The following is a 25,892-nucleotide window of genomic DNA, read 5'->3' as shown; positions in this document are numbered from 1 at the left end:
GAACGCGGGGCATCGAACCGCCCTCGGTGAGAGCCCGTATGCTCTCGGCAGCACAGGAAAACGTCAGGCGCCGGCGGGGAACCCGCGCAGGGTTCGGCGCCGCCCCACACCGAGCATTCGAGGAACGGCGTGCGCGATCGCTTGAAGTCCGTGAGCGGCAAGAAGACTCTCATCACCGGCGCGGCCAGCGGGATCGGGCGGGCGACCGCCCTCGCCGCGGCCCGCTCCGGCGCCGAACTGGTGCTGACCGACATCGACGCCGCCGGCCTGGCCGACACGGTCGAGGCCATCGGCCGCGAGGGCGGCAAGGTGTTGCTGTCGCGGGCGCTCGACATCAGCGACTACGACGCCGTCACCGCCTTCGCCGAGGCGGTGCACGCCGAGCACGGCAGCCTGGACGTGGTGATGAACGTCGCGGGCGTGTCGGCCTGGGGCACGGTGGAGAACCTCGAGCACCGGCACTGGCGCACCATGGTCGACGTCAACCTGATGGGCCCGATCCACGTGATCGAGAACTTCGTCCCGCCGATGGTGCGGGCCGGGCGCGGCGGGGCGCTTGTCAACGTGTCGTCGGCCGCCGGGCTGCTCGCGTTCCCGTGGCACGCCGCCTACAGCGCCAGCAAGTTCGGGCTGCGGGGCGTGTCGGAGGTGCTGCGGTTCGACCTGGCGCGGCACGGGATCACCGTGCACCTGGTGGTGCCGGGGGCGGTCAACACCGGTCTGGTGCAGACCGTCGAGATCGCCGGGGTGGATCGCGACGATCCGCGAGTTCAGCGCTACGTCAAGCGTTTCCAGAGCCACGCCGCGCCGCCGGAGCGGGTGGCCGAGCAGATCCTGCGCGGCATCGAGAAGAATCGCTTCCTCGTGCACACCTCGTTCGACGTCCGCTTCGGGTACTGGTGGGCCCGGAAGTTCGCGCTGCCCTACGAGATCGCGATGCGCCGCGCGAACGACGTGTTCGACAGTTTTCTGAAGAACTGAATCGGCTCAGCAGGCGGTGGCATCGGTTTCCGTTGTGTCACCGAACTTTTCGCAGAGCACGTCGTCGGGTGCGGTGTCGCAGTTGAGGTGCACGTCCAGCACGCGCGCGCCGGGGCCCTCGTCGCCGAGCTTGTCGTGGAAGTTGACGATGCGGCAGCTGGCCAGCGAGAGGCAGCCGCAGCCGATGCAGCCGGTGAGGCTGTCGCGTAGCCGGGTCAGCTGCTCGATGCGCTGATCCAGGTCGACGCGCCAGATGGTGGACAGGCGCTCCCAGTCCTTACGATTGGGGGTGCGGCCCTCGGGCAGGGTGCCCAGCGCCTTGCGAATCTCGCTGAGCGGGATGCCGACCCGCTGGGAGATCCGGATGAAGGCCACCCGGCGCAGCGTCTCGCGCGAGTATCGGCGCTGGTTGCCGCTGGTGCGACGGCTGCTGATGAGGCCCTCGCGCTCGTAGAAATGCAGCGCCGAGACGGCGACTCCGCTCCGTTCGGACAACTGGCCCGGGGTGAGTTCCTTGGTGTTCCAGGTCGTCTGCTGCATACCTCAACAATACTTCAGGTATACGGGTGGTGGCGGATGTTTCGGGAACAACTCGCGGAGTGTTTTCGGCATTCCCGGCGCGGCGTGCACCCAGCGAATTCCGTGCCAATGCGGCATCGGGTGACTACGGTCGAATCATGGAAACAGAGGCTGTGCCGGCGGCGCGACCGTTTTCCGTGACAAGTGAGGTCGGGACCCTGCGCACGGTGCTGCTGCACCGGCCCGGCGACGAACTGCGCCGGCTCACCCCGCGCAACAACGACCAGCTGCTGTTCGACGGCATTCCGTGGGTCGAGCGGGCGCAGCAGGAGCACGACACCTTCGCGGGCCTGCTCGCCGGGCGCGGCGTGGAGGTGCTGTTGCTGCGTGACCTGTTGGTGCAGACGCTGCGGCAGAGCGGTCCGGGGCGCAGCATGGGCATCACCGCGGCGGTGGACGCGCGGCGCATCGGCTACGCCCTGGCCGAGGAGCTGAAGTCGTACCTGTTCGGCGTGTCCGACGCCGAGGAGCTGGCCGCGGTGCTGATGGCCGGCATGACCTTCGACGAGCTGCCCTTCGACCCGGGCACCTCGCTGGTGCGGCGCATGCACCACGGCACCGACTTCGTCATCGACCCGCTGCCGAATCTGCTGTTCACCCGCGACTCGTCGTTCTGGGTGGGTCCGAAGGTCGCGATCACCTCGCTGGCGCTGCCGGCGCGGGCGCGCGAGACCTCGCTCACCGACCTGGTCTACGCCTTCCATCCGCGGTTCCTCGGCGTGCGGCGGGCCTACGAGTCGCACACCGCGCCGATGGAGGGCGGCGACGTGCTGCTGCTCGCGCCCGGCGTGGTGGCGATCGGGGTGGGCGAGCGCACCTCACCGGCGGGCGCGGAAGCGTTGGCGCGCAGCCTGTTCGAGGACAATCTCGCGCACACCGTGCTGGTCGTGCCGATCGCGCAGAACCGCGCGACCATGCACCTGGACACCGTGTGCACCATGGTCGACACCGACGCCGTCGTGATGTACCCGGCGGTGCAGGATTCGCTGTGCGCCTTCACCATCGGCAAGCGCGACGACGGCACGGTGTCGATGCGCGGCCCGGACCCGTTCCTGCCCGCGGCGGCCGAGGCGATGGGGATCGCCAAGCTCCGGGTCATCGATACCGGCCTGGACGGCGTCACCGCCGAACGGGAGCAGTGGGACGACGGGAACAACACGTTGGCGCTGGCCCCGGGAGTGGTCGTCGCCTACGAACGCAACGAGAACACGAACGCGCGGCTGGCGGACGCGGGTATCGAGGTACTGACCATTCCCGGATCCGAACTCGGCTCCGGGCGCGGCGGTCCACGCTGTCTGTCCTGTCCGTTATCGCGGGACGAGGTGTGAGGTGCGATGCTGGACATCCCGGTCGATCATCATTCGACAGTTCCCCCGTACGAGCAGTTGCGGCAGGGCATCATCGCCCGGGTGCGGTCCGGTGAGCTGACGGCCGGCACCAAGATCCCCACCGTGCGCGCGCTCGCCGGACACCTCGGGCTCGCGCCCAACACGGTGGCGCGGGCCTATCGCGAACTGGAACAGGACGGCGTGCTCGAGACGCGCGGGCGGCTCGGGTCTTTCATCGCCTCGTCCGGGGATCCGACCCGGGATCTGGCCGGGCGGGCGGCCACCGAGTACGTGGCGGTCATCCGGCGTCTGGGGCTCGATGACGAGGCGGCAGTTGGGTATGTGCGGGCCGCGTTGAACGAGTGATGATTCAGCCCACGGCCACTAGTGATCGTGCCGTTGACGGATTCCGGCTCGGCGGCCATGGGTGGTGATCGTGCCGGTGCTACTTTCGGCTCGGCGGCCGTGAGTGGTGCTGTGCCGGTGCTACTTCCAGCTCGGCAGCCACAGGTGGTCGTGCCAATTGCCGACGGTGATCGGCAGGGCGGTGAGGATCGGCCACAGCCACACGAAGTTGGCCACGACCACGCCGAGGTAGAGGCACACGAGTAGCAGGTTCAGCCGTTGGCGCTCGCTCCACTGCGTGATCCGGGCGCCGGCGCGGGCGAGCGGGGCCGGGCCGAGGATGTCGCCCAGCACCAACGCGATGCCCATCACGAGGAACGGGGCCATCGGCACGGCGTAGAAGTAGTACATCTGCCGGTCCAGGGTCGCGAACCAGGGCAGCAGGCCCGCGCAGTAGCCGACGAGGACGGTGGCGTAGCGCCAGTCGCGGCGGGTCGCGGTGCGCCACACCGCCCAGGCCAGCATCGGCAGCGACACCCACCACAGTGCGGGGGTGCCGATCAGCATGACGGCTTTCACGCACACCGACTGGCCGCAGCCGGTGACGCCGCTGTCGGCGTAGTAGTAGAGCATCGGCCGCAGACCCATCGGCCACGACCACGGCTTGGACTCCCACGGGTGGTGATTGCCCGCGGAATTGGTGAGGCTCTCGTGGAATTTCAGTGATTCGGCCTGGTTGTGCCAGAGCGAGCGCAGCGCGTCCGGGATCCAGGACCAGGTGCCGCCGGGGCCGATCGCATTGCCGACCGAGTAGCGGTCGTAGCCGTCCTCGCTGGCGAACCAGCCCCAGTAGGTGGCCAGGTAGACCAGCAGCGGCACCAGGACCAGCGAGGCCAGGGCCGGGCCGACATCGCGGACCAGCGTGCCGGCCCACGGGCGCGGCACGTTGTACGCGCGGCGGGCGGCGACGTCGAAGCACACCGACATCAGCCCGAAGGCGGCGATGAAGTACATGCCCGACCACTTGGTGCCGCAGGTCAGGCCGAGCAGCACGCCCGCGCCGAAACGCCACCAGCGCACGCCTAGTCGGGGTCCGAAGGCGCTCAACGCGATGCGGCCCTCGGCGTCGGCGCGGGCCATGCGGGCTCTGATCTGGTCGCGGTCGACGATCAGGCAGCCGAAGGCGGCGGTGACGAACAGCGCCTGGAAGATGTCGAGCATGCCGATCCGGGACGAGACGAACGTCAGCCCGTCGGTGATCAGCAGCAGTCCGGCGATGGCGCCGATCAGGGTGGACCGGGTCAGCCGCCGGGTGATCCGGACGACCAGCAGCACCAGCAGCGAGCCGCACACCGCCGCCGAGAAACGCCAGCCCCAGCTGGTGTAGCCGAACAGCACCTCGCCCAGCGCGATCATCTGCTTGCCGACCGGCGGATGCACCACCAGCCCGTACGCCGGGTTGTCCTCGACCCAGCCGCCGGTGACCAGCTGCCAGGCCTGGGGCGCGTAGTGCTTCTCGTCGAAAACCGGGGTGCCGGCGTCGGTCGGGTAGTTCAGATTGAGGAAGCGGGTGACCACGGCGATCGCGGTGAGCACGATGGTGACGACCCACCCGCGCGCCCGATCGGTCGGGCCGAAGTCGGGGGAGGGGCGCAGCGGCGCCGGGCTGGACGAGGCCGGGCCCGCGCCGAACGCCGGTCGCGCATCGGTCAGCTGGGTCACGCCGTTGATCGTATGCGGTGCGGGCCGGGCCCTCGCGCAGCGGTGAGGCGCGGTCGGTCCGGAGCGGGTCGGGCTTTCCGGACGATCGGGGCGAGGAGGCGGTGCCCAGCGGTGTGGACGGGCCGCGTGGTGATCGTCGGGGGCGGTGCTGTGTGATGGAGCGCGGGCGATGGGGAATCGAGGGTAGGCGTGGATGGGAGTGTGATGAGCGGGCAGGGCGGGCGGCTGGTGCTGGCGGCGACGCCGATGGGTGATGTCGGGGATGCCTCGCGGCGGTTGCGCGAGGCGTTGGGGTCGGCGGAAGTTGTTGCGGCCGAGGACACTCGGCGTACGCGTGCGCTGGCGAAGGCGCTCGAGGTGGAGATCAGCGGGCGGGTGGTGAGTTTCTACGACCACGTGGAGGCCGCGCGGATTCCGCAGTTGGTGGCGGAGATCGAGGCCGGGCACACGGTGCTGCTGGTGACCGACGCGGGGATGCCGTCGGTCAGCGACCCGGGGTATCGCATGGTCGCGGCGTGTGTGGAGCGCGAGTTGCCGGTGACCTGCCTGCCCGGGCCCTCGGCGGTGACGACCGCGCTCGCGCTGTCCGGGCTGCCGATGGAACGGTTCTGCTTCGACGGCTTCGCACCGCGCAAGTCCGGGCAGCGCAAGCAGTGGCTGCGGACCCTGGTCGCCGAGCCGCGCGCCGTCGTGTTCTTCGAGGCGCCGCACCGCCTGGCGGACTGTCTCGCCGACGCCGTCGCGGTGCTCGGGCCGGAACGCCGTGCGGCCGTGTGCCGCGAGCTGACCAAGACCTACGAGGAGGTTGTGCGCGGAACGCTGGCCGAACTCGCCGCCTGGGCCGTCGATGGTGCCCGCGGCGAGATCACCGTGGTTCTCGAAGGCGCGCAACCGGTTTCGGCCGACCCCGCCGACCTGGTCGGTGAGGTGGAGGACCTGGTCGCCGACGGCCTGCGCCTGAAAGACGCCTGCGCCCAGGTGGCTTCGGCCACGGGCGCCTCCCGCCGCGAACTCTACGACGCCGTCCTCGCCGCCCGCGCCCGCGCCTGACGCTCGAAAATCCTTGTGCTGCAAGGGTTTTCGAGGCAAGAACTGGTGTTTCGAGCTATTCCTTGGGTTCGACGTACTTCGGGAAGACCGGCTCGGGGGCGGGGAGGGGCAGGCCCGGCTCGATCGGGGTGGCGAGGTCGGCGAAGGTGCGGGCGGTCTGGCCGAGCTGGTCGAGGATGCGGCCGGCTGAGCCGGGGATGACCGGCTGCACCAGGATCGAGACGATGCGCAGGACCTCGAGGGTGACGTAGAGGACGGTGCCCTCGCGGGCGGTGTCGCCCGCCTTCGCCAGCGCCCACGGCTGCTGCGCGGAGAAGTAGCGGTTGGTCTCGCCGAGCGTCAGCCAGATCGCCTCCAGCGCGAGATGCATCTGCTGCTGGTCGAATTCGGCGCGGACGCGCTCCAACAGACCGTTCGCGCGGTCGAGCAGCGCGCGGTCGTCGTCGGTGAAATCGCCGGGAGTCGGTACGGCCGAGGCGAAGTCGCGCGCCACCATCTTCAGGCTGCGCTGCACCAGGTTGCCGTACTCGTTGGCCAGGTCGGTGTTGATGCGGCCGACGATCGCCTCGTGGCTGTAGGAACCGTCCTGGCCGTAGGAGATCTCGCGCAGCAGGAAGAACCGCACCGCGTCCAGGCCGTAGGTCTCCACCAGCGCCGCCGGGTCGACCACGTTGCCGACCGACTTCGACATCTTCTCGCCCTTGTTGTACAGGAACCCGTGCACGAAAACGCGTTTCGGCAACTCGACCCCGGCCGACAGCAGGAACGCCGGCCAGTACACGGTGTGGAAGCGCGTGATGTCCTTGCCGATGATGTGCACGTCGGCGGGCCAGAACCGCTGGAACGCAGCCGATTCCGTCTCCGGGAAGCCGACGCCGGTGAGGTAGTTGGTGAGCGCGTCCACCCACACGTACATCACGTGGTCCGGATGGTCGGGCACGGGCACGCCCCAGTCGAAGGTGGTGCGCGAGATGGACAGGTCGCGCAGCCCGGCCTTCACATAGCTGACGATCTCGTTGCGCCGGGTGGCGGGCAGGATGAACTCGGGGTGCCGCTCGTAGAGGTCCAGCAGCCGGTCCTGGTACTTCGACAGCCGGAAGAAGTAGTTCGACTCCTCGGTCCACTCCACCGGCGTGTTCGTCTCGGTGGCGACGCGGGTGCCGTCCTCGCGGACCGTGGTCTCCTCCTCGGTGTAGAAGGCCTCGTCGCGCACCGAGTACCAGCCCGAGTAGGTGTCCAGGTAGATGTCGCCGTTGGCCCGCATCCGCTCCCAGATCGCGATGCTCGAGGCGACGTGGTCCTCGTCGGTGGTGCGGATGAACCGGTCGTAGGAGATGTCGAGGGCCTTGTCCAGCTGCTCGAACACGTCGGAGTTGCGCGAGGCGTACTCCTGCACCGGGACGCCGGCGGCGCGGGCGGCCTGCTGCACCTTCTGGCCGTGCTCGTCGGTGCCGGTCATGAAGAACACGTCGTATCCGTCGAGGCGTTTGAAGCGCGCGAGGGAGTCGGCCGAGATGTACTCGTAGGCGTGGCCGATGTGCGGCGCACCGTTCGGGTAGGCGATGGCCGTGGTGACGTAGAAGGCGGGGCGTTCGCTCATGGTGGGTCTACTGTAATCGGCGTGCCTGTGACCGTTCGCGCGAATATCCCCGGTGCCCATGCCTAGCAAACGACCCGCGCCCGAACCGCCCGAACCGCTGTCCCCGCTGGTGGACGCGCACACCCACCTCGACGCCTGCGGCGCCACCGACGCGGAATCGGTTGCGGCCATGGTGGATCGGGCCGCCGCGGTCGGGGTCGGCCGGGTGGTGACGATCGCCGACGACCTGGACGCCGCGCGCTTCGCGGTCCGCGCCGCGCACTGGGACCAGCGCGTCTACGCCGCGGTCGCGCTGCACCCGACCCGCGCGAACGCGCTCGACGACGCCGCCAAGCGGGAACTCGAGCGGCTGGCCGCCGACCCGCGCGTGGTCGCCGTCGGCGAGACCGGCCTGGACTACTACTGGCCCGGCAAGCTCGACGGCTGCGCGGGCATCGAGGACCAGATCGAAGGCTTCCGCTGGCACATCGAACTGGCGAAAAGTCTCGGCAAACCGCTCATGATCCACAATCGCGAGGCCGATCACGACCTGCTCGCGGTGCTGCTCGACGAGGGCGCGCCGGACACGGTCATCTTCCACTGCTTCTCCTCCGACGCGAATATGGCGCAGGCCTGCGTCGCGGAGGGGTACGTGCTGAGTTTCTCCGGCACGGTGAGCTTCAAGAACGCGCACGAGCTGCGCGAGGCCGCCAAACTCGTGCCCGACGAGCAGATCCTGGTCGAGACCGACGCGCCCTTCCTGACCCCGCACCCGTTCCGCGGCGCGCCCAACGAGCCGTACTGCCTGCCGTACACCGTCCGCGCGCTGGCGGAGCTGCGCGACCAGGACCCGGCGGAGCTCGCGAAGATCACCACCGCCAACGCGATGCGGGTCTACGGCATGTACTTCTAGCCGCCCGGTCCCGGCGCAAGGGCCTTCGGTACCTGCGGTGTATGCGTTCGAGGTGCGCGCTGTGCCGCAATTCACTACGATGACGCGGTCGTTATCGACGAGCGGTGTCGATATCGACCCGTGATGTGGAAAACGCCTGTTCCACGGCTTGTGGTTGTCAGGCCCCGACCCCCTCGTTATCGTATTGTGACCATGCCGGAATTTCGGATGACCGCCCTGGAGCGGATCAACTCCTCACGATCGCCGCTGCTCTACGCGGCGATCGCGGCGATGCTGATCACGCTCATCGTGGGTGCGGCATTGGCGATCGTGAACCGCAAGACGGTCACGGTCGTGATCGATGGCCAGCAGTCCAGCTTCACCACCATGTCCGGAGACGTGCGCGGCGTGCTCAAGGCCGCCGGATTCGCGCTCACCAACCGGGACGTGGTCTCGCCGTCGGCCGACGACATCGTCCTCGACGGCGCGACCGTCACGCTGAATCGCGCCCGCCAGGTCGCGCTGACTCTCGACGGCCGCCCGCAGAAGGTGTGGACCACCGCGGCCACCGTCGCCGACGCGCTCCAGCAGTTGAACATCCCCTCCGACGTGTTCGTCTCGCCCGCGCGCCCGACCCCGCTCCCGCTGGAGGGCGCCGCGCTGGCGGTCACCAGCCCGCGCACCGTGCTGCTCGCCGACAACGGCGAGGCCCCCGGCTACGTGCGCATGGCCGCGCCGACCGTCGGCGAGCTACTACAGGTGCAGGGCGTGCCGCTGGCGAATCAGGACTCGGTCGAGCCGCCCGCCGGCACGCCGCTGCGCGACGGCATGAAGATCACCGTCACCCGCAAGCGCGTGGAGAACCGCGTGGAGCGAGTGGCATTGGATCCGACGGAAGACGTCATCGAGGATCCGGAACTGAACATGAGCCGCACCGTCGTCGAGAACCCCGGCAAGCCCGGCGTGCAGGACGTGACCTTCGCGGTGTCGATCGTGAACGGGCAAGAGGCGAGCAAGGATCCGATCAGCAACACCGTCATCGTGCCCGCGCAGCCGAAGACGGTGCGCAAGGGGGCCAAGCCGGGGACCGAGGTGCCGCCGGTGCGTGATGGGGCCGTGTGGGATGCGCTGGCGCAGTGCGAATCTCACGGCAACTGGGCGATCAACACCGGGAACGGGTTCTTCGGGGGGATTCAGTTCGATCAGAACACGTGGGAGCGTCAGGGTGGGACGCGGTACGCGCCGCGGGCGGATCTCGCTACGCGGGAGGAGCAGATCGCTATTGCCGAGGTGACTCGTGCGCGGCAGGGGTGGGGTGCTTGGCCGGCCTGCACGAGCCGTCTCGGAATCAGCTGAAAGCTGGTTACATCAGTGCGCCGCCGTCTACGCGGATTTCGCTTCCGGTGATGTAGCGGCCTTCTTCTGAGGCGACCATGGCTACTGCGGCTGCTACGTCGTCGGGGCTGCCGAGGGCGCCGCCGTTGAGCCAGCCGGTCAGGCGGGAGAAGAGGGACCAGTCGGCGTCGGGGGGTGTTTCGAGGTTCGATGTGATGCCGGTGGTGATGCCGCCGGGGACGATGTTGACCGCGCGCAGGCCCTGTTTGGCGTACTCGAGGGCGATGGCGTGGGTCATCGCGTTGACGCCGCCCTTGGAGGCGGAGTAGGCGGCCATGTAGGGGTGGGCGCCGAAGGCGGAGGTGGAGGAGAAGTTCACCACGACGGGGTGGTTGCCCTGCAGGAGGGTCGGGACGGCGGCCTGGACCATGAGGAAGGTGCCGGTCAGGTTGACGCCGATCACCTGGTTCCAGGCCTCGAACGGCATCTCGTGGGTGTGCGCGGTGCGCATGATGCCGGCCGCGTTGACCAGGACGTCGAGGCCGTCCAGATGATCGACGGCGGCGGTCACCGCCGCGCGTACCGAGTCCGGATTCGACACGTCCACCTGCACGGTGTGCAGCCGGGACCGGTGCTCGCCCGCGGCCTCGACGGTCTCCTTCAACCCCGCCTCGGCGATGTCGGCGGCCACCAGCGCCGCGCCCTCGGCCAGCAGCCGCAGGGCGATGCCCCGTCCGATGCCCGACCCGGCCCCGGTGACCAGCACCCGTCGTCCGTCGTATCTGCGCTGCATTGCGTGCGTCCTTTCGAACAGGAGGGAAACGCGGTGTGCCACCGGTCCTGCTTCCGGCTACCGAGAAAACTAGAACGAGTACTAGTTTGCGTCAATGTGCCGCTCCGGGAAGAGTGCCTCCGCCCGTTATTCCGGCGTGCTCGTGGGCCGGAATCCATCCGGGCGGTGCTGTGAGGTGCGGGGCGGGGGCTTGGTAGGTTGTCCCGCGTGTCCGAACCCGCCTTCGTTGCCCGTGGTCAAGCGGCGTTGCTCGGTCCGGCCGAGGTGCGGGAGCTGGCCGGGCGTTTCGGGGTGCGGCCGACCAAGCAGCTCGGGCAGAACTTCGTGCACGACGCGAATACCGTGCGGCGGATCGTGGCGGCGGCGGGGGTCGGGCGCGAGGATGTGGTGCTCGAGGTCGGGCCCGGTCTCGGGTCGCTGACGCTGGCGCTGCTGGACGTGGTGGACCGGGTGGTCGCGGTCGAGATCGACCCTGTTCTGGCGCAACAGCTTCCGGATACCGTGGCCGATCGCGCGGCGGGTCTGGCCGAGCGGCTCTCGGTGGTCGAGGCCGACGCCCTGCGCGTCACCGGTGACGACCTTCCCGTCGCCCCGACGGCGCTGGTGGCGAACCTGCCCTACAACGTCGCCGTGCCCGTCCTGATCCACCTGCTGTCCGAATTGCCCAGTCTCGCAAGCGCTCTGGTGATGGTGCAGGCCGAAGTGGCGGATCGGCTGTCGGCCGAACCGGGGTCGCGGATCTACGGGGTGCCGAGCGTGAAGGCCGGGTTCTTCGGCACCGTCCGGCGCGCGGGAGCCGTTGGGCGCCAAGTGTTCTGGCCGGTGCCGCAGGTCGAGTCCGGCCTCGTCCGCATCGAACGGTACGCCGCGCCGCCGTGGCCGCAGGACGCCGAGTTCCGCCGCCGCGTCTTCGCTGTCGTGGACGCGGCATTCGCCCAGCGCCGCAAGACTTTACGCGCCGCCCTCGCCGGGTGGGCGGGCTCGGCCGCCGCTGCCGAGCAACGTCTCCACGCCGCGGGCATAGACCCGACCGCCCGCGGCGAAACCCTCGACACCGCCGCCTACGTCCGCCTGGCCCGGCAAGCCTGATCCGTCGGCCCGCCGTCAGGCGAAGGTGAGACCCGCTACTACCTCGGCCGCCTCGGAGCCGTCGTGTTCGGCACGCGTGGTGACGGTGAGTTGCACCAGGTAGGAACCGGTTTCGTTGTCGATGAGGGTGTAGCGGTTGTAGGCCCAGAGGGTCAGGGGCGCGACGGTGTAGGTGCCCGTGATGGCGGCCGAGGGGTGGCCGCCGAAACGGCCGGTGTGCGTGTCGAGTTCGGTCCACTCGGGCAGGCGGCGGGCGTCGGTGAAGCCGCAGGCGAGCAAGGTCTCCGGGTCCACGGGGCGAGACAGGCGGGCCACCAGGACCACCGCGTTGTCGGCCCAGCCGTTCTCCGGCGCCTGCGCCCAGACACCGTAGGTGCCGGCGAAGTTCTCCGCGGGCATCTGCTGCCAGCCGGCCGGAACCCCGATCGTGACGACCGGCGCACCCGGCGTCGCGGGCGCGACGGACTCGACCGTCACCTCCGCGGCGGCCAGGTATTCGGCGAGGGTGAGTAGCTGTTCGGGTCCGGTGGGGGCTGTCACGGGAGATCCTCTCGGCACGACGACGTGATCGCAGCGAGTCTGCCATGCGCGGCGCCCCATGCGAACGGACCGCCCGGATCGCAGGACCCGGACGGTCCGCCGCGATGCGCGCCGCTCAGCGGAACGAGCGCAGCCGCAGGCTGTTGCTGACCACGAAGACGCTGGACAGCGCCATCGCGGCACCGGCGAGCATCGGGTTCAGCAGGCCCGCCGCCGCCAGCGGGATGGCCGCCACGTTGTACCCGAACGCCCAGAACAGGTTGCCCTTGATGGTGCGCAGGGTGGCTCGCGAGAGCCGGATCGCGGTGGCCACGGTCCGCAGGTCGCCGCGGACCAGCGTGATGTCACCGGCCTCGATGGCGACGTCGGTACCGGTGCCCATGGCCAGGCCGAGGTCGGCGCGGGCCAGCGCGGCCGCGTCGTTCACGCCGTCGCCGACCATGGCGACCACCTTGCCCTGCTCCTGCAACCGCCGCACCACCGCCAGCTTGTCGCTGGGCAGCACCTCCGCGATCACCTCGTCGATGCCGACCCGCTCGGCGACGGTGCGGGCGGCCGCCGCGTTGTCGCCGGTCAGCAGCACCGGGGTGAGGCCCAGCGCCCGCAGCTCCGAAATCGCTTCCGCGCTGGTGGGTTTGATCGCGTCGGCGATCACCAGCACGCCGCGCGCCACTCCGTCCCAGGCCACCGCGACGGCGGTCTGCCCGGCCTGTTCGGCCGCCGTCTTCACCTCGGCCAGTGCCGCGGGGAGCGTGACCGACCAGTCGTCCAGCAGTTCGGTGCGGCCGATCACCACCGCCCGGTCGCCGACCAGGCCCTGCACGCCCTTGCCGCCGTGGCTCACGAACTGCTCGACCGGGTCGATCGAGAGCCCGCGCTCCTTGGCACCGGCCACCACGGCCTTCGCGACCGGATGTTCCGAGCCGTGCTCCACCGCCGCGGCGACGGCCAGCAGTTCGTCGGGATCGACACCGTCGGCCGGAATCGCTTGGGCGAGCGCCATTCTGCCGGTGGTCACGGTGCCGGTCTTGTCCAGCACCACGGTGTCGATGCGCCGCGTCGACTCCAGCACCTGCGGTCCCTTGATGAGGATGCCCAGTTGCGCACCGCGTCCGGTGCCGACCAGCAGCGCGGTCGGCGTGGCCAGGCCCAGCGCGCACGGGCAGGCGATGATCAGCACCGCCACCGCCGCGCCGAAGGCGGTCGACACCGCCGCACCCGTGCCGAGCCAGAAGCCCAGTGCCGCAACCGCGATCGCGATGACGATCGGCACGAACACTCCGGCCACCCGGTCGGCCAGCCGCTGCACCGGGGCCTTGCCGCTCTGCGCGTCCTCGACCAGCCGGGCCATCTGCGCCAGCTGCGTGTCGGCGCCGACCCGGGTGGCGCGCACGGTGAGCAGCCCGCCGGCGTTCACGGTGGCGCCGACCACCGGATCGCCCGGTCCCACCTCGACCGGCACCGATTCGCCGGTCAGCATGCTCAGGTCGAGCGCCGAACTGCCTTGCGTCACAACGCCGTCGGTGGCGATCTTGCCGCCGGGCCGGACCAGGAACTCCTCGCCGACCCGCAGTTCCCCGACGGGAATCAGGGTTTCGACGCCGTCGCGCAGTACGGCCACGTCCTTGGCGCCCAGCTCGAGCAGCGCGCGCAGGGCCGAACCGGCCTTCTCCTTGGACCTGGTCTCGAAGTACCGGCCCGCGAGGATGGCCGTGATCAGCACCGCGGCCACCTCGAAATACAGCGCCGAGGACGAATCGCCCCGCGAAATGCTCAGGGTGAAGGGATGTTTCATCCCGGGCATGCCCGCGTCGCCGAAGAACAGCGCGTACACCGACCAGGCGAACGCGGCGACCGAGCCCAGCGAGATCAGGGTGTCCATGGTGGCCGCGCCGTGCCGGGCGTTCACCCAGGCGGCGCGGTGGAACTGCCAGCCGCCCCACACCACGACGGGCGCGGCGAGGGTCAGCGACAGCCACTGCCAGTTGTCGAACTGCCACGCCGGGACCATGGCCAGGGCGGTGACCGGAATCGCCAACGCCAGGCTGACCAGGAGCCGGTGCCGCAGTTCGGCGGTGGCCGAGGGGCTCGAATCCGCCTCGGGGCCTTCGGTTTCCACCGGTTCGGTGCGGTGCACGGCGGCGGTGTAGCCGGTGTCGACGACCTTCGCGATCAGGTCGTCGGTGGTCACCGACTCCGGGAAGCTGACCTTCGCCTTCTCGGTGGCGTAGTTCACCGAGGCGGTGACGCCGTCGATCCGGTTGAGCTTCTTCTCGATGCGCGCCGCGCAGGAGGCGCACGTCATGCCGCCGATATCCAGCTCGATCGACCGCTCGGTGGCGGGGGCGCTCATGGGTGACCTCCTTCGTGGTGTGCGGCGGGACCGCCGGGTGCGGCTGTCGTCGCCTCGGCGGTGAATTCGGCGGTGTGCACCGCGCCGTTGTGCTGGAAGTCCAGGTACAGGCGGTACGCACCGGCGCTGGGCGCCTGCGCGTGGAAGTCGACGCCGGGGCCGGCGGGGACCTTCCCGACCTCGCCCTGCGGGTGTACGTGCAGGTAGGAGAGGTCGTCGGCGCGCAATGCGACCAGATGCCCGTATGCGCCCAGATACGGCTGCAGATCGGTGACCGGCCTGCCGTCCCGGGTCACGGTGAAGTGTAGTTCGCTGCCCGCGGTGCTCGGCGCCCCCTCGAGGGTGACCCGGTAGCCGTCCACCTCGGCGGTCCGCGCGACCGGCGGCAGCGGCTCGGCGGCGGCCGGGCCCGCGACGGTGACGGTGCGGCTGAGCGTGAGGTCCGGCCCGCCCGCGGGGGAGAAGTCGGTGAACACGCGATAGGTGCCGGGGGCCGCCCACTTCCAGTCGATGGACCAGGTGCCGTCCGGCGCCATGACCGGGTGCACATGCCGGAACTGGCGGGTGTCGGACCGGACGACGATCAGGTGCAGGTCCTTCTCGTGCAGCGGCGTGTACGCCGTGACCGGCGTGCCGTTGGTGCCGAGGATGCGGAATCGCAGGGCGCCGGGCTCGTTCGGCGTGGCCGGTGCCGAGATCTCGGTGAGGGTGTAGCCGTCCCGGTCGCCCTGCAGTCCGTTGCTCATGGTCTCGCTCGCTGTGCTCTCGTGGGAATCGCCGTGCCCGGGGGCCGGCCCGGCCGGATCGCCCACCAGGGCTCCGATGCCGAGCGCGGCTCCGAACAGCACGACCAGTCCGCCACCGAAGGCGGCGAACCGCAGTCTGTCGTTCATCAGCTCGCCACCTGATACCCCGCCTCGTCGACGGCGGCGGCGACATCGGCGTCGGCGATCGGTGCGGCGGACTCGACCTCGACGCGGCCGCTCGCGAGATCCACGTCGACACCGGTGACCCCGTCGATCTTGCCGATCTCCTTGCGCACCGATGCCTCGCAGTGGCCGCAGGTCATGCCGGTGACGGTGTAGGTGCTGGTCGCCATGGTCGACTCCTTCGTTGTCCTCTTATACGGTGCGGGGGTATCTCCCGACAGGAATGAACATACCCCCCGTGGGTACCTGACGCAAGTGATCCGGGCCACCGGCTCGTGTCGTCGGTCGCAGCGGGCGCACTTGTCACTCCCGCGCATTACGCTTGGGGCTCGTGCTTTCTGTTGTGCCCAGTCCCGTGGTCGTGCGGGCGCCCTCGAAGGTGAATCTGCACCTCGGGGTGGGTGATCTGCGCGCCGACGGGTACCACGAGCTGACCACGGTATTCCAGGCCCTGTCGCTGAGCGACGACGTGGAGATCTCGCCGGCCTCCTCCCTGACGGTGCGGGTGAGCGGCGAGGGTGCCGCCGAGGTCCCTACCGACCGGACGAATCTGGTGTCCAAGGCCGCGGTGCGGTTGGCGCACCAGGCGGGGCGGGCTCCGCTGGTGGAGATCGCTATTCGCAAGGGCATCCCGGTCGCGGGCGGCATGGCGGGCGGCAGCGCCGACGCGGCCGCGGCGCTGGTGGGCCTGAACGAGCTGTGGGACCTGGGCCTGTCGCGCGACGAGCTGGCGGCGGTGGGCGCGGAACTCGGCAGCGACGTGCCGTTCGCCCTCTACGGCGGCACGGCGCTGGGCCGCGGGCGCGGCGAGGAGCTGCTTCCGGTGTTGTCGCGCAACAGTTTTCACTGGGTGCTGGCGCTGGCCAAGGGCGGGCTGTCCACGCCGGGGGTGTACCGCGAACTGGACCGCCTGCGCGAGCAGGGCGAGCCGCCGCGCCTGGGCGAGCCGCAGCAGCTGATGCAGGCGCTCGCCTCGGGCGACCCGAAAGTCCTCGCCCCGCTGCTGGGCAACGACCTGCAGGCCGCGGCGCTGTCCCTGAAACCCGAACTGCGCCGCACCCTGCGCGCCGGAGTCACCGCCGGCGCCCTGGCCGGGATCGTCTCCGGCTCCGGCCCCACCTGCGCCTTCCTCTGCGAGAGCGAGGCGGCCGCGGTCTCGGTCGCCGCCGAACTCTCCGGGGCCGGCGTCAGCCGCAGCGTCCGCACGGCCAACGGCCCGGTCCCGGGCGCCCGAGTCATAGGCGAACCGCCCCACCGCAATTGACGCCGCCATCGCCGTTCCAGGTGTCCGTTGCGATGGTGGCGGGGTGGCGGCTCAGCCGGGGGCGTCGGCGTTCGGCCGATCGCCCCGGGGCGGCGTTCCGGCCGATCGGTACGCTTGCTGTCGGCAATCACCGGCTCGGTACGGCAGCACAGAAGGATCCATGGCGAACCTGATCAATCTCGAGCAAGTCCGCAAGAGCTTCGGCATCAAGCCCCTGCTGGACGACGTCTCCCTCGGCGTGCAGGAGGGCGAGCGCATCGGGGTCGTCGGGCTCAACGGCGGCGGGAAGACCACGCTGCTCGAGGTGCTGACCGGGATCGAGGAACCCGACTCCGGCCGGGTGAGCCGCCGCGGCGGCCTGCGCATGGCGGTGGTCACCCAGCGCGGCGTGCTGCCCGAGGGCGCGACCGTCGGCGAGGTGGTGCTGGCCGGGCTGGCCGCGGACGCCCGCACCGACGGCGTGGCCGAGCACGAGTGGGCGGCGAACCCGCGCATCCGCACCGTGCTGGACGGCATCGGCATCGCCGGGCTGGGCATGGACACGTCCGTCACCAACCTGTCCGGCGGCGAGCGCCGCCGGGTGGCGCTGGCGGCGGCGCTGGTCCGCGAGCTGGACCTGCTGGTGCTCGACGAGCCCACCAACCACCTCGACGTCGAGGGCGTGCAGTGGCTGGCCGAACACCTGCTGTCCCGCCGCAGCGCGCTGGTGGTGGTGACCCACGACCGCTGGTTCCTCGACACCGTCGCCCAGCGCACCTGGGAAGTGGTGGGCGGCAAGGTGGAAACCTACGAGGGCGGCTACAACGACTGGATCTTCGCGCGCGCCGAACGCGCCCGCCAGGCCGACGCCGCCGAGGACCGCCGCCGCAACCTCGCCCGCAAGGAACTCGCCTGGCTGCGCCGCGGCCCGCAGGCCCGCACCTCCAAGCCGCGCTACCGGGTGGAGGCCGCCGAGGCCCTGATCGCCGACGTGCCCGCGCCCCGCGACACCGTGCAGCTGGCCTCCTTTGCGCGCAAACGCCTGGGCCGCGTGGTGATCGAGCTCGAGGACGTCACCCTGGCCACTCCCGACGGCCGCGAGCTGGTGCACGACCTGACCTGGCGGCTGGCGCCCGGCGAGCGGGTCGGCCTGGTCGGCGTGAACGGCTCCGGCAAGACCACGCTGCTGCGCGCGCTGGCCGGCGACGCGACTCCGGTGAGCGGCAAGCGCATTCAGGGCCAGACCGTGCGCATCGGCTGGCTGCGACAGGAACTCGACGACCTGCCCACGAATATGCGAGTGCTGGAAGCGGTTTCCGACGTCGCCGAACGCACCGTGCTCGGCGACCGCGAGATCACCGCGAGCCAGCTGGCCGAGCGGCTCGGCTTCACACCCGCCAAGCAGCGCACCCCGGTCGGCGACCTGTCCGGCGGCGAGCGCCGCCGATTGCAGCTGACCCGCATCCTGATGGGCGAGCCCAACGTGTTGCTGCTCGACGAGCCCACCAACGACCTCGACATCGACACCCTGCAGCAGCTCGAGGACCTGCTCGACGGCTGGGCCGGCACCCTGGTGGTGATCAGCCACGACCGCTACCTGATCGAGCGCATCTGCGACTCCACCTGGGCGCTGTTCGGCGACGGCAAGCTCACCAACCTGCCCGGCGGCATCGAGGAGTACCTGCGCAAGCGCGCCACCCTTGCCGAGCCCGCCCGCAAACCGGCGACCACCGCCTCCGCGAATTCGGCTGCCCCCGCGACGGATTCGGCCGCCTACCGCGCCGCCCGCAAGGAGTTCGGCCGTCTCGAACGCGCCCTGGAGAAACTCACCGAACGCGAGGCCGAGCTACACACCGCCCTCGCCGAATCCGCCACGGACCCGGACAAATTGGTGACCTTGGGCGCGGAACTCAAACAGGTCCAGGCGGAAAAGGAAGCCACCGAGGAACGCTGGCTGGAACTCGCCGACGAGGTCGGCTAGCGATTCACAGGGCCTGGTCCAGGGGCGGGACCGGCAGGCAGGTGCGGACGAAGTCGGTGCCGAAGCCGGTGAGTGCGATGCTGCGGTAGAAGACCTTGGTGCCGAAGCCCGTTCGCTTCAGCAGGCGGCGGACCTCGGGCTGGGTCTCCAGCAGCTGATAGCGGGTCGGGTTGTCGAGCGGGTCGCGGGTCGACTCGATCAGGCCCAGGCGGCGCAGGTTGGTGAGGTAGGAGCCGATGCGGTCGGTGCAGCGCAGCGCGGCGTCCTCGCCGATCATGTTGAGCCCCAGCTCCTGTCGCTGCGCCCCCGAGCTCAGCGGCCGCCCGGTGCGGATGTCGAGGGCCGGCTGCGGGCCGTCCAGGTACAGGAACCGCAGGATGCGCGCCTCGTCGGGCGCGAGTTCGTTCAGCATGCGCGCGAAGGCCGGATGTTCGGTGTCCGGCTCGTCGTGCACGCTCGCCGAGAGCCGCAGCAACTCGGTGCCGCGCTCGCGCAGGCTGGGCGCGGCACCGGCGGGACGGTCGGCCGGGGCGGGCACGCCGAGCGCCCGCCGCACCGAATCACGCACCTGCTCACCGGCTTCGGACAGCACCTCGCGCGGCTGCCGTCCGGCCATGCTGCCGCGCACCACGGTGTCGGCGACCCCGAACGCGGTGCCCACGCCCCACGCCGTCGCCTCGGTCACCGCGGACAGCGCCACCCGCACGACGCCCGTCGCGGTACGCACGGGGGAATGTCCTCGCGGGCCGGTGGTTTCGGCGCGCACGGCCAGCTCGGCCGCCGGTCGCGGCACGAGTTCCGCTGTGTGCTCGGAGCTTTCGCCGGTATCCGGCTCGGTCACACCCATTGCGTCGCTATCTCCGTTCCGAAGATCAGAAGATGAGCGTAACCGGCGAACAGGCCCAGCACACCGCCGTGCACGAACAAAAGCCATTCGTCCTGTTTGATCGCCGAGCGCAACATGTCGACGAAGTCCGGCGGGGGCAGCGCCGCCATCTGCTTGGCGATGTACTGGCTGACATTCTTGCTCTGCTGCGCGTTGAACGCCGGGTCGGCGAACGCGGCGGGCGCCAGGTTCTTCCCGGCGTCGGCGAAGCGGTCCTGCAGGGTCTCGTAGTCGCGGCTGCCGATCATGAACTTCAGCGCCCCGCGCGCGGGGCCCAGCGCGCGGTCGGTCGCCGGGCGCAGGGTGTCCTCCAGCACCTGCATGGTGCGGTCCGAGCGCGGGCCGTTGAGCAGTTCGTCGCCGACGTTGGCGACCGTCACGACCTGGCTGGCCACCAGATCGGCGTAGCCCTGGGTGATTTCGGACTGCCGCTTGATGAGCAGGCCCTGCCGCCACGGGCACCACCATTTCGGATAGGCCGGTTCGAAGATCAGGTTGATGCCGATCCAGTTCACCACCCAGCCGATGACCACGCCGCCGATCGGCAGCACCAGCAGCGCCGGCCAGTGCGTCAGGTGCAGGATCGCGACGAGTACCGCACCCATCGGCGCGCCGAAGTAGAAGCCGAAGTTCTGCATGAACCGCAGTTCCTTGGCGCCCAGCACCTGGAAGACCATGTTCAGCAGGTGCGGGCGGGACTGGAAATAGCGGATCACCATCGACTTCACGTCGAGCAGCTGCTCGATGTTGTTGCCGAGTTCCTCGGTCAGCTCCCGCAGAATGTCCGGCAGCTGCTGGCGCACCCGCTCGTGCACCATCTCGCGGACCTGGGCGGGGAGATTGAACCAGAGCTGCGGATGCTCCCGGGTCGCGATCTCCTCGACGATGTCGCGGATCTGCTCGTCGGCGATCGCGGTGAGATGTTCGGCCAGCGCGTCGGGTTCCAGCTCACGATAGAAGTCGGCGACGCTGCCGAGTTTGGCGAGGCCTTTGTCCACCGCGATGGACGCCATTTTGTCCGCCCGTGAGGGCACGATGCCCTGCCAGCCCATCCGGCCGTCGAACTGCAACAGCGGCAGCACCTGGACGCGCTTGGGAAGATAGGGAAACAGCCACCGCAGTCCCGGCATCGACACGCCGTGGAAACGCACCGGCTTGAACAACATCAGGACGCCGGTCCAGTTGGTGATGTACCCGATGACGCCGGTGAACAGGGGAATCGTGATCAATTCCGCCAGAATGGTCGGGTGGATATGAAAAACACTGTCTAGCACGACACCCTCCTGCCGACCCCAAAACCGGTGACCGCCGCCACACCGGCACCTCAACGTACCCCGTCGGCTGGGGGGACCTTACTGTGGATTCAGGAATCGGGTCCACTTCCGGTGTCGGCCTGGCCCACAAGGGGGTGGGGTGGGAGACTTCGGTCACACGGGTCGTCGGGAATGTCGCGTCGGACATCCCCTACCGGAAGAATGACGACCACCACAGCACCGGCAATAATGTGAGCGATTCCCGCTCACCCAGTGAAATTCGGAGAAGCACGTGGCAGACGACAGGACCGGACGGGACGTGGTCCGACCCGGTTCCCGCGCCGTGGAACGCAGCTCTGAGGTCGAGCAGCGGCAGATCAGCAACGAGGCCCGCATGATTCGCGGGGTCTTCCGCGCGGCCGGGCTGGCCGCCGGTACCGCCGTGCGCGGCGGGCAGTGGGCGGTCGGGACGACCTACGAGGTCACCAAGGAGATCACCCAGGCCGCCCTCAACGGCGAGTCGTCGGCCGACATCGCCGAGCGGGCCGGCGCGGCGCTGCAGTCGGTGGCCCGCAACATCCTCGGCGTCACCGAGGGCTCGGTGCGCGAGATCGTCAGCTACGTCCCGACCGGCAACGGCCACGCCCAGCAGGCCATCCCCGGCGGCTACGTCCGGTCGTCGAGCCTCGACGATCTGCGCCGCCGCGGCGACGCGCTGCTGGCCCGGTCGGCGGACGTCTACTTCACCGAGGACGTGCACCCGGCCTACGACCGCATCCTCGACCAGATCGCCCCCGACGAGGCGCGCATCCTGCGGTTCATGGCGCTCAACGGACCGCAACCGCTGGTCGACGTGCGTACCAACCGGCCGCTGGGTATCGGCTCGGAGCTGGTCACCGGGGACCTGACCTCGGTACCGGAACAGGCTGGCGTGCGTTATCCGGACCGGGCCCGGCTGTACCTGATCAATCTGAACCGGCTCGGACTGCTGATGACCTCCGACGATCCGGTGATCCTGAGCCGCTACATGGTGCTCGAGGTGCAGCCCGTCGTGGAGACGGCCCTCAAACAGGCCGGCCGGGCGCCGAAGATCGTGCGAAAGAGCCTGCGCCTGACCGAGTTCGGCGAGGACTTCTGCAAGACCTGCTTCTCCATCAACGGGTCGTAACGCGCCTGATAGCAATCCGATACAGATTTCCCGATCTGCGCAGATTCGCCGCTTCGGGTGGGATTGTGGAGTTATGGATTCCGACGCCGTCTCCGCGATCAGCCGGCTGAAGTTCCGGTACCTGCGGGCTCTCGACACCAAGTCCTGGGACGACTTCGCCGACACCATGGTCCCCGAGGCGACGGCGACCTACAGCGAGTACCTGCAGTTCGAATCGCGCGACGCGTTCCTGGCCTTCATGCGCAACACGCTCGGCCCGCACGTCATCACCGAACACCGCTGCGACCACCCGGAGATCGACGTCGACGGCGACAGCGCGACCGGCACCTGGTACCTCGCCGACACGGTGCTCATTCCCGGCCACAACATGCTGCTGCGCGGGGCGGCGTTCTACAGCGACCGCTACGTGAAGTGCGAGGACGGGGCCTGGCGCATCGCGCACACCGGCTACGAGCGCACCTACGAGGTGGTGCTGTCGCTGTCGGACCTGCCCAGCCTGCGGCTGACGTCGAGCCGCTGGGGTCTCATCGCCCGCGAGCCGGGCATGACCCCGGACATCGACAATCCGCCGGACGCCGCGGAGACCATGGGCTGAACGCTCAGTCCGCCGTGGCGACCAGCGGCTCGAGGGTCAGGTTCGCCATTTCCTTCTGGATGTACTGCAACCGCCACTTGTCGCTGAACAGCGCCAGGATCGCCCCGTCGGTGCGGGTGAAGACCTCGACGCCGCGCTGGCGGTCCAGTTCCGGCGCCGATTCCGCGTCGGTGCGGCGGGCCAGCTGGTAGGGCAGGAAGTCGAGCTGGGTCTCGACGTTGAACTCCGCCTGCATGCGGGCGGTGACCACCTCGAACTGCATCGGGCCCACCGCGGCCAGCACCGGCGAGGCGTCGCCGCGGGTGTCGTTGCGCAGCACCTGCACCACGCCCTCGGAATCGAGCTGGTCGATGGCCTTGCGGAACTGCTTGTACTTGCCGGCGCTCCGCGCGCGCAGCGTCGCGAAATGCTCGGGCGCGAACGACGGGATCGGCGGGAACTGCACCTTCTTGCCCACGTACAGGGTGTGGCCGGGGGCGAGGGCGGTGGCGTTCACCAGGCCGACCACGTCGCCCGGGTAGGCGGTGTCGACGGTGTTGCGCTCGCGGCCGAAGACGGTCAGCGCGTACTTGGTGGCGAACGGCTTGCCGGTCTGCGCGTGCGTGACCACCATGCCGCGCTCGAACTCGCCGGAGACGATGCGCATGAACGCCAGCCGGTCGCGGTGCGCGGCGTCCATGCCGGCCTGCACCTTGAACACCACCGCGCTGAACGGGTCCGCGGGCTCGCGCGGGGTGCCGTCGACGTCGTCGCGCGGGCCCGGCGCGGGGGCCAGGCTCACCAGCGTGTCGAGCAGTTGGCGCACACCGAAGTTCAGCATCGCCGAGGCGTAGATGACCGGCGAGGTCTGGCCGGCGAGGAACAGCTCCTGGTCGTGGTCCTGGCCGGTGGCCGACAGCAGTTCGCTCTCCTCGGCCGCGGTCGTCCACACCTCGGCCTCGCGCGCGGCGGCCTGCTCGGGGGTGTAGGACTCCTCGGGGGCGATCGTCGCGCCGCCCGCGGTGCGGGTGAAGTGCACGTACTCGGTGGGCTCGCCGTCGGGGCCGCGGCGCAGCAGGCCGCGGAAGTCGCCGGCGATGCCGACCGGCAGGAACAAGGGGGTCGGGGTGAGGCCGATGCGCTCGCTGATCTCGTCGAGCAGTTCCAGCGGCGCGCGACCGGGGCGGTCCCACTTGTTGATGACGGTGATGACGGGGATGCCGCGGTGGCGGCAGACCTGGAACAGCTTGAGGGTCTGGGGTTCCAGGCCCTTGGCGGCGTCGATGAGCATGACCGCGGCGTCGACGGCGGTCAGCACGCGGTAGGTGTCCTCGGAGAAGTCCGAGTGGCCCGGCGTGTCGACCAGGTTGATCACGCAGCCGCCGTACTCGAACTGCAGCGCGGTCGAACTCACCGAGATGCCGCGCGCCTTCTCCATCTCCATCCAGTCCGAGACCGTCGAGCGGCGCCCGGCCTTGCCGTGGATCGCGCCGGCCTCGGCGATCACCTTGGCGTGCAGCGCCAGGGCCTCGGTGAGCGTGGATTTACCGGCGTCGGGGTGCGAGATCACCGCGAATGTGCGCCGCCGCGCCACCTCTTCGGCCAGCCCGGGCGCGGTCGCGCCGGCAGTCGGGGAATTCACGGGGGAGTGCTCCTCTTCGCGGGACAGGCAACCGCTCCAGGGTACTCGACGGCCCGCTCGCCGCCCCGGTCCGGCCCGTGCCGTCAGCTGGGCGGCGGCGTGCGTCGGTGGTGCTCGGGCCGGGTTCGGGCGGGAGTGGGCGGTAGGCTGCGGGGGCTCGGCGGCTGGATGTTCGGATCGCCGGGGTGAGCAGGGGGTGCCGTGCGAGGGGGCGCTGTGGTGCGTGTTATTCTCGTCGGGTTGTCTCGGCGAGGGTGAGGCACTTGTGCACACCGTGATCGACGTGGCCCGGCTTCCGGTCGTCCTCGTTCGGTCTTCGCCCGACGAGCAGACCCCCTCGGTCAGGTCCAGCCCCTGACCCAATATGCAGACCGCCCGGAGAGCCGTAGGAGTTCATCAGCCATGTCCGACGCCAGCCTTCTCGAAGCCACCGTCCGCACCGAGTTCGGCAAGGGCGCCGCGCGCCGCACCCGCCGCGCCGGCCACGTCCCGGCCGTGCTGTACGGCCACGGCGAGGCCCCCAAGCACCTCTCGGTCGACGCCCACGCCTTCGCCGCCATCCTGCGCGAGCACGGCACCAACGCGGTGCTGAACCTGGAGATCGAGGGCAAGAAGCAGCTCGCCCTCACCAAATCCGTTGTTGTGCACCCGATCCGCCGCTACATCGAGCACGCCGACCTGCTGATCGTCAAGCGCGGCGAGAAGGTCGTCGCGGACGTGCACGTCGTGCTGTCGGGCGATGCCGCCGCGGGCACCCTGGTCACCCAGGACGCCACCACCATCTCGGTCGAGGCCGACGCGCTGAACATCCCCGAGGAGATCGAGGTCTCGATCGAGGGCGCCGAGGCCGGCACCCAGATCACCGCCGGTCAGATCACCCTGCCCAAGGGCGTCACCCTGGACGCCGACCCGGAGACCCTGCTGGTCAACGTCATCACCGCCCCGGCCGCCGAGGCCGCGGAGCCGGCGGAGACCGAGGGCGAGTCCGAGGACGAGAGCGCCGAATAGGACCGGCTCGCAACGGTTGTCGATGACCGCATCGAGTGCCGGACCGGATCGGGCGCAGCCCGCGCTCGTGGTCGGGCTGGGTAACCCCGGGCCCGAGTACGAGCGCACCCGGCACAACATCGGTTTCCTGGTCGCCGAGGCGCTCGCGGGGCGCGTCGGCGGCCGTTTCACCGTGCACAAGAAGTCCGGCGCCGATCTGCTGGAGGCGCGGCTGGACGGGCGAAAGGTGTTGCTGGCCAAGCCGCGCACCTACATGAACGTGTCCGGCCGCCCGGTCGCGGCGCTGGCCCGGTTCTTCTCGGTGCCGCCGACCGAGGTGATCGTGGTGCACGACGAACTGGACCTGCCCTTCGGCGCGATCCGGCTCAAGCGCGGCGGCGGCGAGGGCGGGCACAACGGGTTGCGCTCGGTCTCCAGCTCGCTGACCACCAAGGACTACCTGCGCGTCCGGTTCGGCATCGGCCGTCCCCCGGGCCGCCAGGACCCCGCCGACTTCGTGCTCAAGCCGTTCTCCTCGGTGGAGCGCAAGGAGGTCCCGGTGCTGGTCGAGCAGGCCGCCGACGCCGTCGAGCTGCTGCTCCGCGTCGGCCTGGAACCGGCGCAGAACCAATTGCACTGAGCC

Annotated in this window: 24 protein-coding genes; 13 read left to right on the top strand and 11 right to left on the bottom strand. The window is 70.0% G+C overall.

Annotation, left to right across the window (positions count from 1 at the left end):
• Window positions 1-129: 129 nt before the first annotated feature.
• Complete coding sequence (locus IU476_RS07290; protein ID WP_195098036.1) at window positions 130-981, top strand: SDR family oxidoreductase; 852 nt, start codon at window positions 130-132, stop codon at window positions 979-981.
• A gap of 6 nt (window positions 982-987) precedes the next feature.
• Here IU476_RS07290 and soxR read toward each other — a convergent pair whose 3' ends face one another.
• On the bottom strand, window positions 988-1,521 hold the full coding sequence (gene soxR / locus IU476_RS07285) for a redox-sensitive transcriptional activator SoxR (RefSeq protein WP_195098035.1): 534 nt from the start codon (window positions 1,519-1,521) through the stop codon (window positions 988-990).
• 137 nt (window positions 1,522-1,658) lie between these two features.
• Here soxR and IU476_RS07280 point away from each other — a divergent pair, with 137 nt between their 5' ends.
• Window positions 1,659-2,888, top strand: coding sequence for an arginine deiminase (locus IU476_RS07280; protein WP_195098033.1), 1,230 nt, complete (start codon window positions 1,659-1,661; stop codon window positions 2,886-2,888).
• A gap of 6 nt (window positions 2,889-2,894) precedes the next feature.
• The gene (locus tag IU476_RS07275) at window positions 2,895-3,254 is read left to right on the top strand and encodes a GntR family transcriptional regulator (protein ID WP_195098031.1); all 360 of its coding nucleotides are present in this window, start codon (window positions 2,895-2,897) and stop codon (window positions 3,252-3,254) included.
• A 120-nt stretch (window positions 3,255-3,374) separates the two neighbouring features.
• Here the strand turns inward: IU476_RS07275 and IU476_RS07270 are convergent, their stop codons facing one another.
• On the bottom strand, window positions 3,375-4,955 hold the full coding sequence (locus IU476_RS07270; RefSeq protein WP_195098029.1) for a dolichyl-phosphate-mannose--protein mannosyltransferase: 1,581 nt from the start codon (window positions 4,953-4,955) through the stop codon (window positions 3,375-3,377).
• A 204-nt stretch (window positions 4,956-5,159) separates the two neighbouring features.
• Here IU476_RS07270 and rsmI point away from each other — a divergent pair, with 204 nt between their 5' ends.
• Window positions 5,160-6,005: a 16S rRNA (cytidine(1402)-2'-O)-methyltransferase gene (gene rsmI / locus IU476_RS07265; protein ID WP_195098025.1), complete on the top strand. Its 846-nt coding sequence runs from the start codon at window positions 5,160-5,162 to the stop codon at window positions 6,003-6,005.
• Window positions 6,006-6,060: 55 nt separating this feature from the next.
• On the opposite strand, the gene metG is transcribed toward rsmI, so the two are convergent.
• Window positions 6,061-7,605 (bottom strand): methionine--tRNA ligase, encoded by a 1,545-nt coding sequence (gene metG / locus IU476_RS07260; RefSeq protein WP_195098023.1) that lies wholly within the window; start codon window positions 7,603-7,605, stop codon window positions 6,061-6,063.
• A gap of 58 nt (window positions 7,606-7,663) precedes the next feature.
• On the opposite strand from metG, the gene IU476_RS07255 reads away from it, so the two are divergent.
• On the top strand, window positions 7,664-8,497 hold the full coding sequence (locus tag IU476_RS07255; RefSeq protein WP_195098021.1) for a TatD family hydrolase: 834 nt from the start codon (window positions 7,664-7,666) through the stop codon (window positions 8,495-8,497).
• Window positions 8,498-8,704: 207 nt separating this feature from the next.
• A complete protein-coding gene (locus tag IU476_RS07250) occupies window positions 8,705-9,832 on the top strand; it encodes a resuscitation-promoting factor (RefSeq protein WP_195098687.1) in 1,128 nt (375 codons plus the stop codon).
• A gap of 7 nt (window positions 9,833-9,839) precedes the next feature.
• Here IU476_RS07250 and IU476_RS07245 read toward each other — a convergent pair whose 3' ends face one another.
• The gene (locus IU476_RS07245) at window positions 9,840-10,604 is read right to left on the bottom strand and encodes an SDR family NAD(P)-dependent oxidoreductase (protein ID WP_195098019.1); all 765 of its coding nucleotides are present in this window, start codon (window positions 10,602-10,604) and stop codon (window positions 9,840-9,842) included.
• A gap of 207 nt (window positions 10,605-10,811) precedes the next feature.
• On the opposite strand from IU476_RS07245, the gene rsmA reads away from it, so the two are divergent.
• Window positions 10,812-11,693, top strand: a complete 882-nt coding sequence (gene rsmA, locus IU476_RS07240; RefSeq protein ID WP_195098017.1) for a 16S rRNA (adenine(1518)-N(6)/adenine(1519)-N(6))-dimethyltransferase RsmA — start codon at window positions 10,812-10,814, stop codon at window positions 11,691-11,693.
• A 15-nt stretch (window positions 11,694-11,708) separates the two neighbouring features.
• Here rsmA and IU476_RS07235 read toward each other — a convergent pair whose 3' ends face one another.
• The 4 genes from IU476_RS07235 to IU476_RS07220 all read right to left on the bottom strand — a co-directional run bounded on the left by IU476_RS07235 (window position 11,709) and on the right by IU476_RS07220 (window position 15,685).
• Complete coding sequence (locus IU476_RS07235; RefSeq protein WP_195098015.1) at window positions 11,709-12,233, bottom strand: LpqN/LpqT family lipoprotein; 525 nt, start codon at window positions 12,231-12,233, stop codon at window positions 11,709-11,711.
• 115 nt (window positions 12,234-12,348) lie between these two features.
• Window positions 12,349-14,586 (bottom strand): heavy metal translocating P-type ATPase, encoded by a 2,238-nt coding sequence (locus IU476_RS07230; RefSeq protein WP_195098013.1) that lies wholly within the window; start codon window positions 14,584-14,586, stop codon window positions 12,349-12,351.
• On the bottom strand, window positions 14,583-15,479 hold the full coding sequence (locus IU476_RS07225) for a DUF8832 domain-containing protein (RefSeq protein ID WP_195098011.1): 897 nt from the start codon (window positions 15,477-15,479) through the stop codon (window positions 14,583-14,585). Before IU476_RS07225 ends, IU476_RS07230 begins: the two co-directional genes overlap by 4 nt.
• Window positions 15,479-15,685 (bottom strand): heavy-metal-associated domain-containing protein, encoded by a 207-nt coding sequence (locus tag IU476_RS07220; protein ID WP_195098010.1) that lies wholly within the window; start codon window positions 15,683-15,685, stop codon window positions 15,479-15,481. The genes IU476_RS07225 and IU476_RS07220 overlap by 1 nt, the downstream gene beginning before the upstream one ends.
• A gap of 161 nt (window positions 15,686-15,846) precedes the next feature.
• On the opposite strand from IU476_RS07220, the gene IU476_RS07215 reads away from it, so the two are divergent.
• Window positions 15,847-16,779, top strand: coding sequence for a 4-(cytidine 5'-diphospho)-2-C-methyl-D-erythritol kinase (locus IU476_RS07215; RefSeq protein ID WP_195098009.1), 933 nt, complete (start codon window positions 15,847-15,849; stop codon window positions 16,777-16,779).
• Between the two features lie 160 nt (window positions 16,780-16,939).
• Entirely contained in the window at window positions 16,940-18,739 is a 1,800-nt protein-coding gene (locus IU476_RS07210; RefSeq protein WP_195098008.1) for an ABC-F family ATP-binding cassette domain-containing protein, read from the top strand.
• A gap of 4 nt (window positions 18,740-18,743) precedes the next feature.
• Here IU476_RS07210 and IU476_RS07205 read toward each other — a convergent pair whose 3' ends face one another.
• Window positions 18,744-19,586, bottom strand: coding sequence for an Abi-alpha family protein (locus tag IU476_RS07205; protein WP_195098007.1), 843 nt, complete (start codon window positions 19,584-19,586; stop codon window positions 18,744-18,746).
• Complete coding sequence (locus tag IU476_RS07200) at window positions 19,577-20,899, bottom strand: DUF445 domain-containing protein (protein ID WP_195098006.1); 1,323 nt, start codon at window positions 20,897-20,899, stop codon at window positions 19,577-19,579. The genes IU476_RS07205 and IU476_RS07200 overlap by 10 nt, the downstream gene beginning before the upstream one ends.
• Window positions 20,900-21,221: 322 nt before the next feature.
• Between IU476_RS07200 and IU476_RS35950 the strand changes: the two genes are divergently transcribed.
• Both IU476_RS35950 and IU476_RS07190 read left to right on the top strand, forming a co-directional pair.
• Window positions 21,222-22,046 (top strand): Abi-alpha family protein, encoded by an 825-nt coding sequence (locus tag IU476_RS35950; protein ID WP_324193918.1) that lies wholly within the window; start codon window positions 21,222-21,224, stop codon window positions 22,044-22,046.
• A 73-nt stretch (window positions 22,047-22,119) separates the two neighbouring features.
• On the top strand, window positions 22,120-22,641 hold the full coding sequence (locus IU476_RS07190; protein WP_195098005.1) for a nuclear transport factor 2 family protein: 522 nt from the start codon (window positions 22,120-22,122) through the stop codon (window positions 22,639-22,641).
• A 4-nt stretch (window positions 22,642-22,645) separates the two neighbouring features.
• Here IU476_RS07190 and IU476_RS07185 read toward each other — a convergent pair whose 3' ends face one another.
• Window positions 22,646-24,262 carry a peptide chain release factor 3 gene (locus IU476_RS07185; RefSeq protein WP_195098004.1) on the bottom strand — a complete coding sequence of 539 codons (1,617 nt, stop codon included), beginning with the start codon at window positions 24,260-24,262 and terminating at the stop codon, window positions 22,646-22,648.
• 402 nt (window positions 24,263-24,664) lie between these two features.
• On the opposite strand from IU476_RS07185, the gene IU476_RS07180 reads away from it, so the two are divergent.
• Entirely contained in the window at window positions 24,665-25,270 is a 606-nt protein-coding gene (locus IU476_RS07180) for a 50S ribosomal protein L25/general stress protein Ctc (RefSeq protein WP_195098003.1), read from the top strand.
• A 22-nt stretch (window positions 25,271-25,292) separates the two neighbouring features.
• Window positions 25,293-25,889 (top strand): aminoacyl-tRNA hydrolase, encoded by a 597-nt coding sequence (gene pth / locus IU476_RS07175; protein WP_195098002.1) that lies wholly within the window; start codon window positions 25,293-25,295, stop codon window positions 25,887-25,889.
• The last annotated feature ends 3 nt before the right edge of the window (window positions 25,890-25,892 follow it).

Source organism: Nocardia blacklockiae (assembly GCF_015477355.1).
Taxonomy (GTDB): domain Bacteria; phylum Actinomycetota; class Actinomycetes; order Mycobacteriales; family Mycobacteriaceae; genus Nocardia; species Nocardia blacklockiae.
Note: the sequence above shows the minus strand (reverse complement) of the source record. Positions and strands in the feature narration are given on the sequence as shown.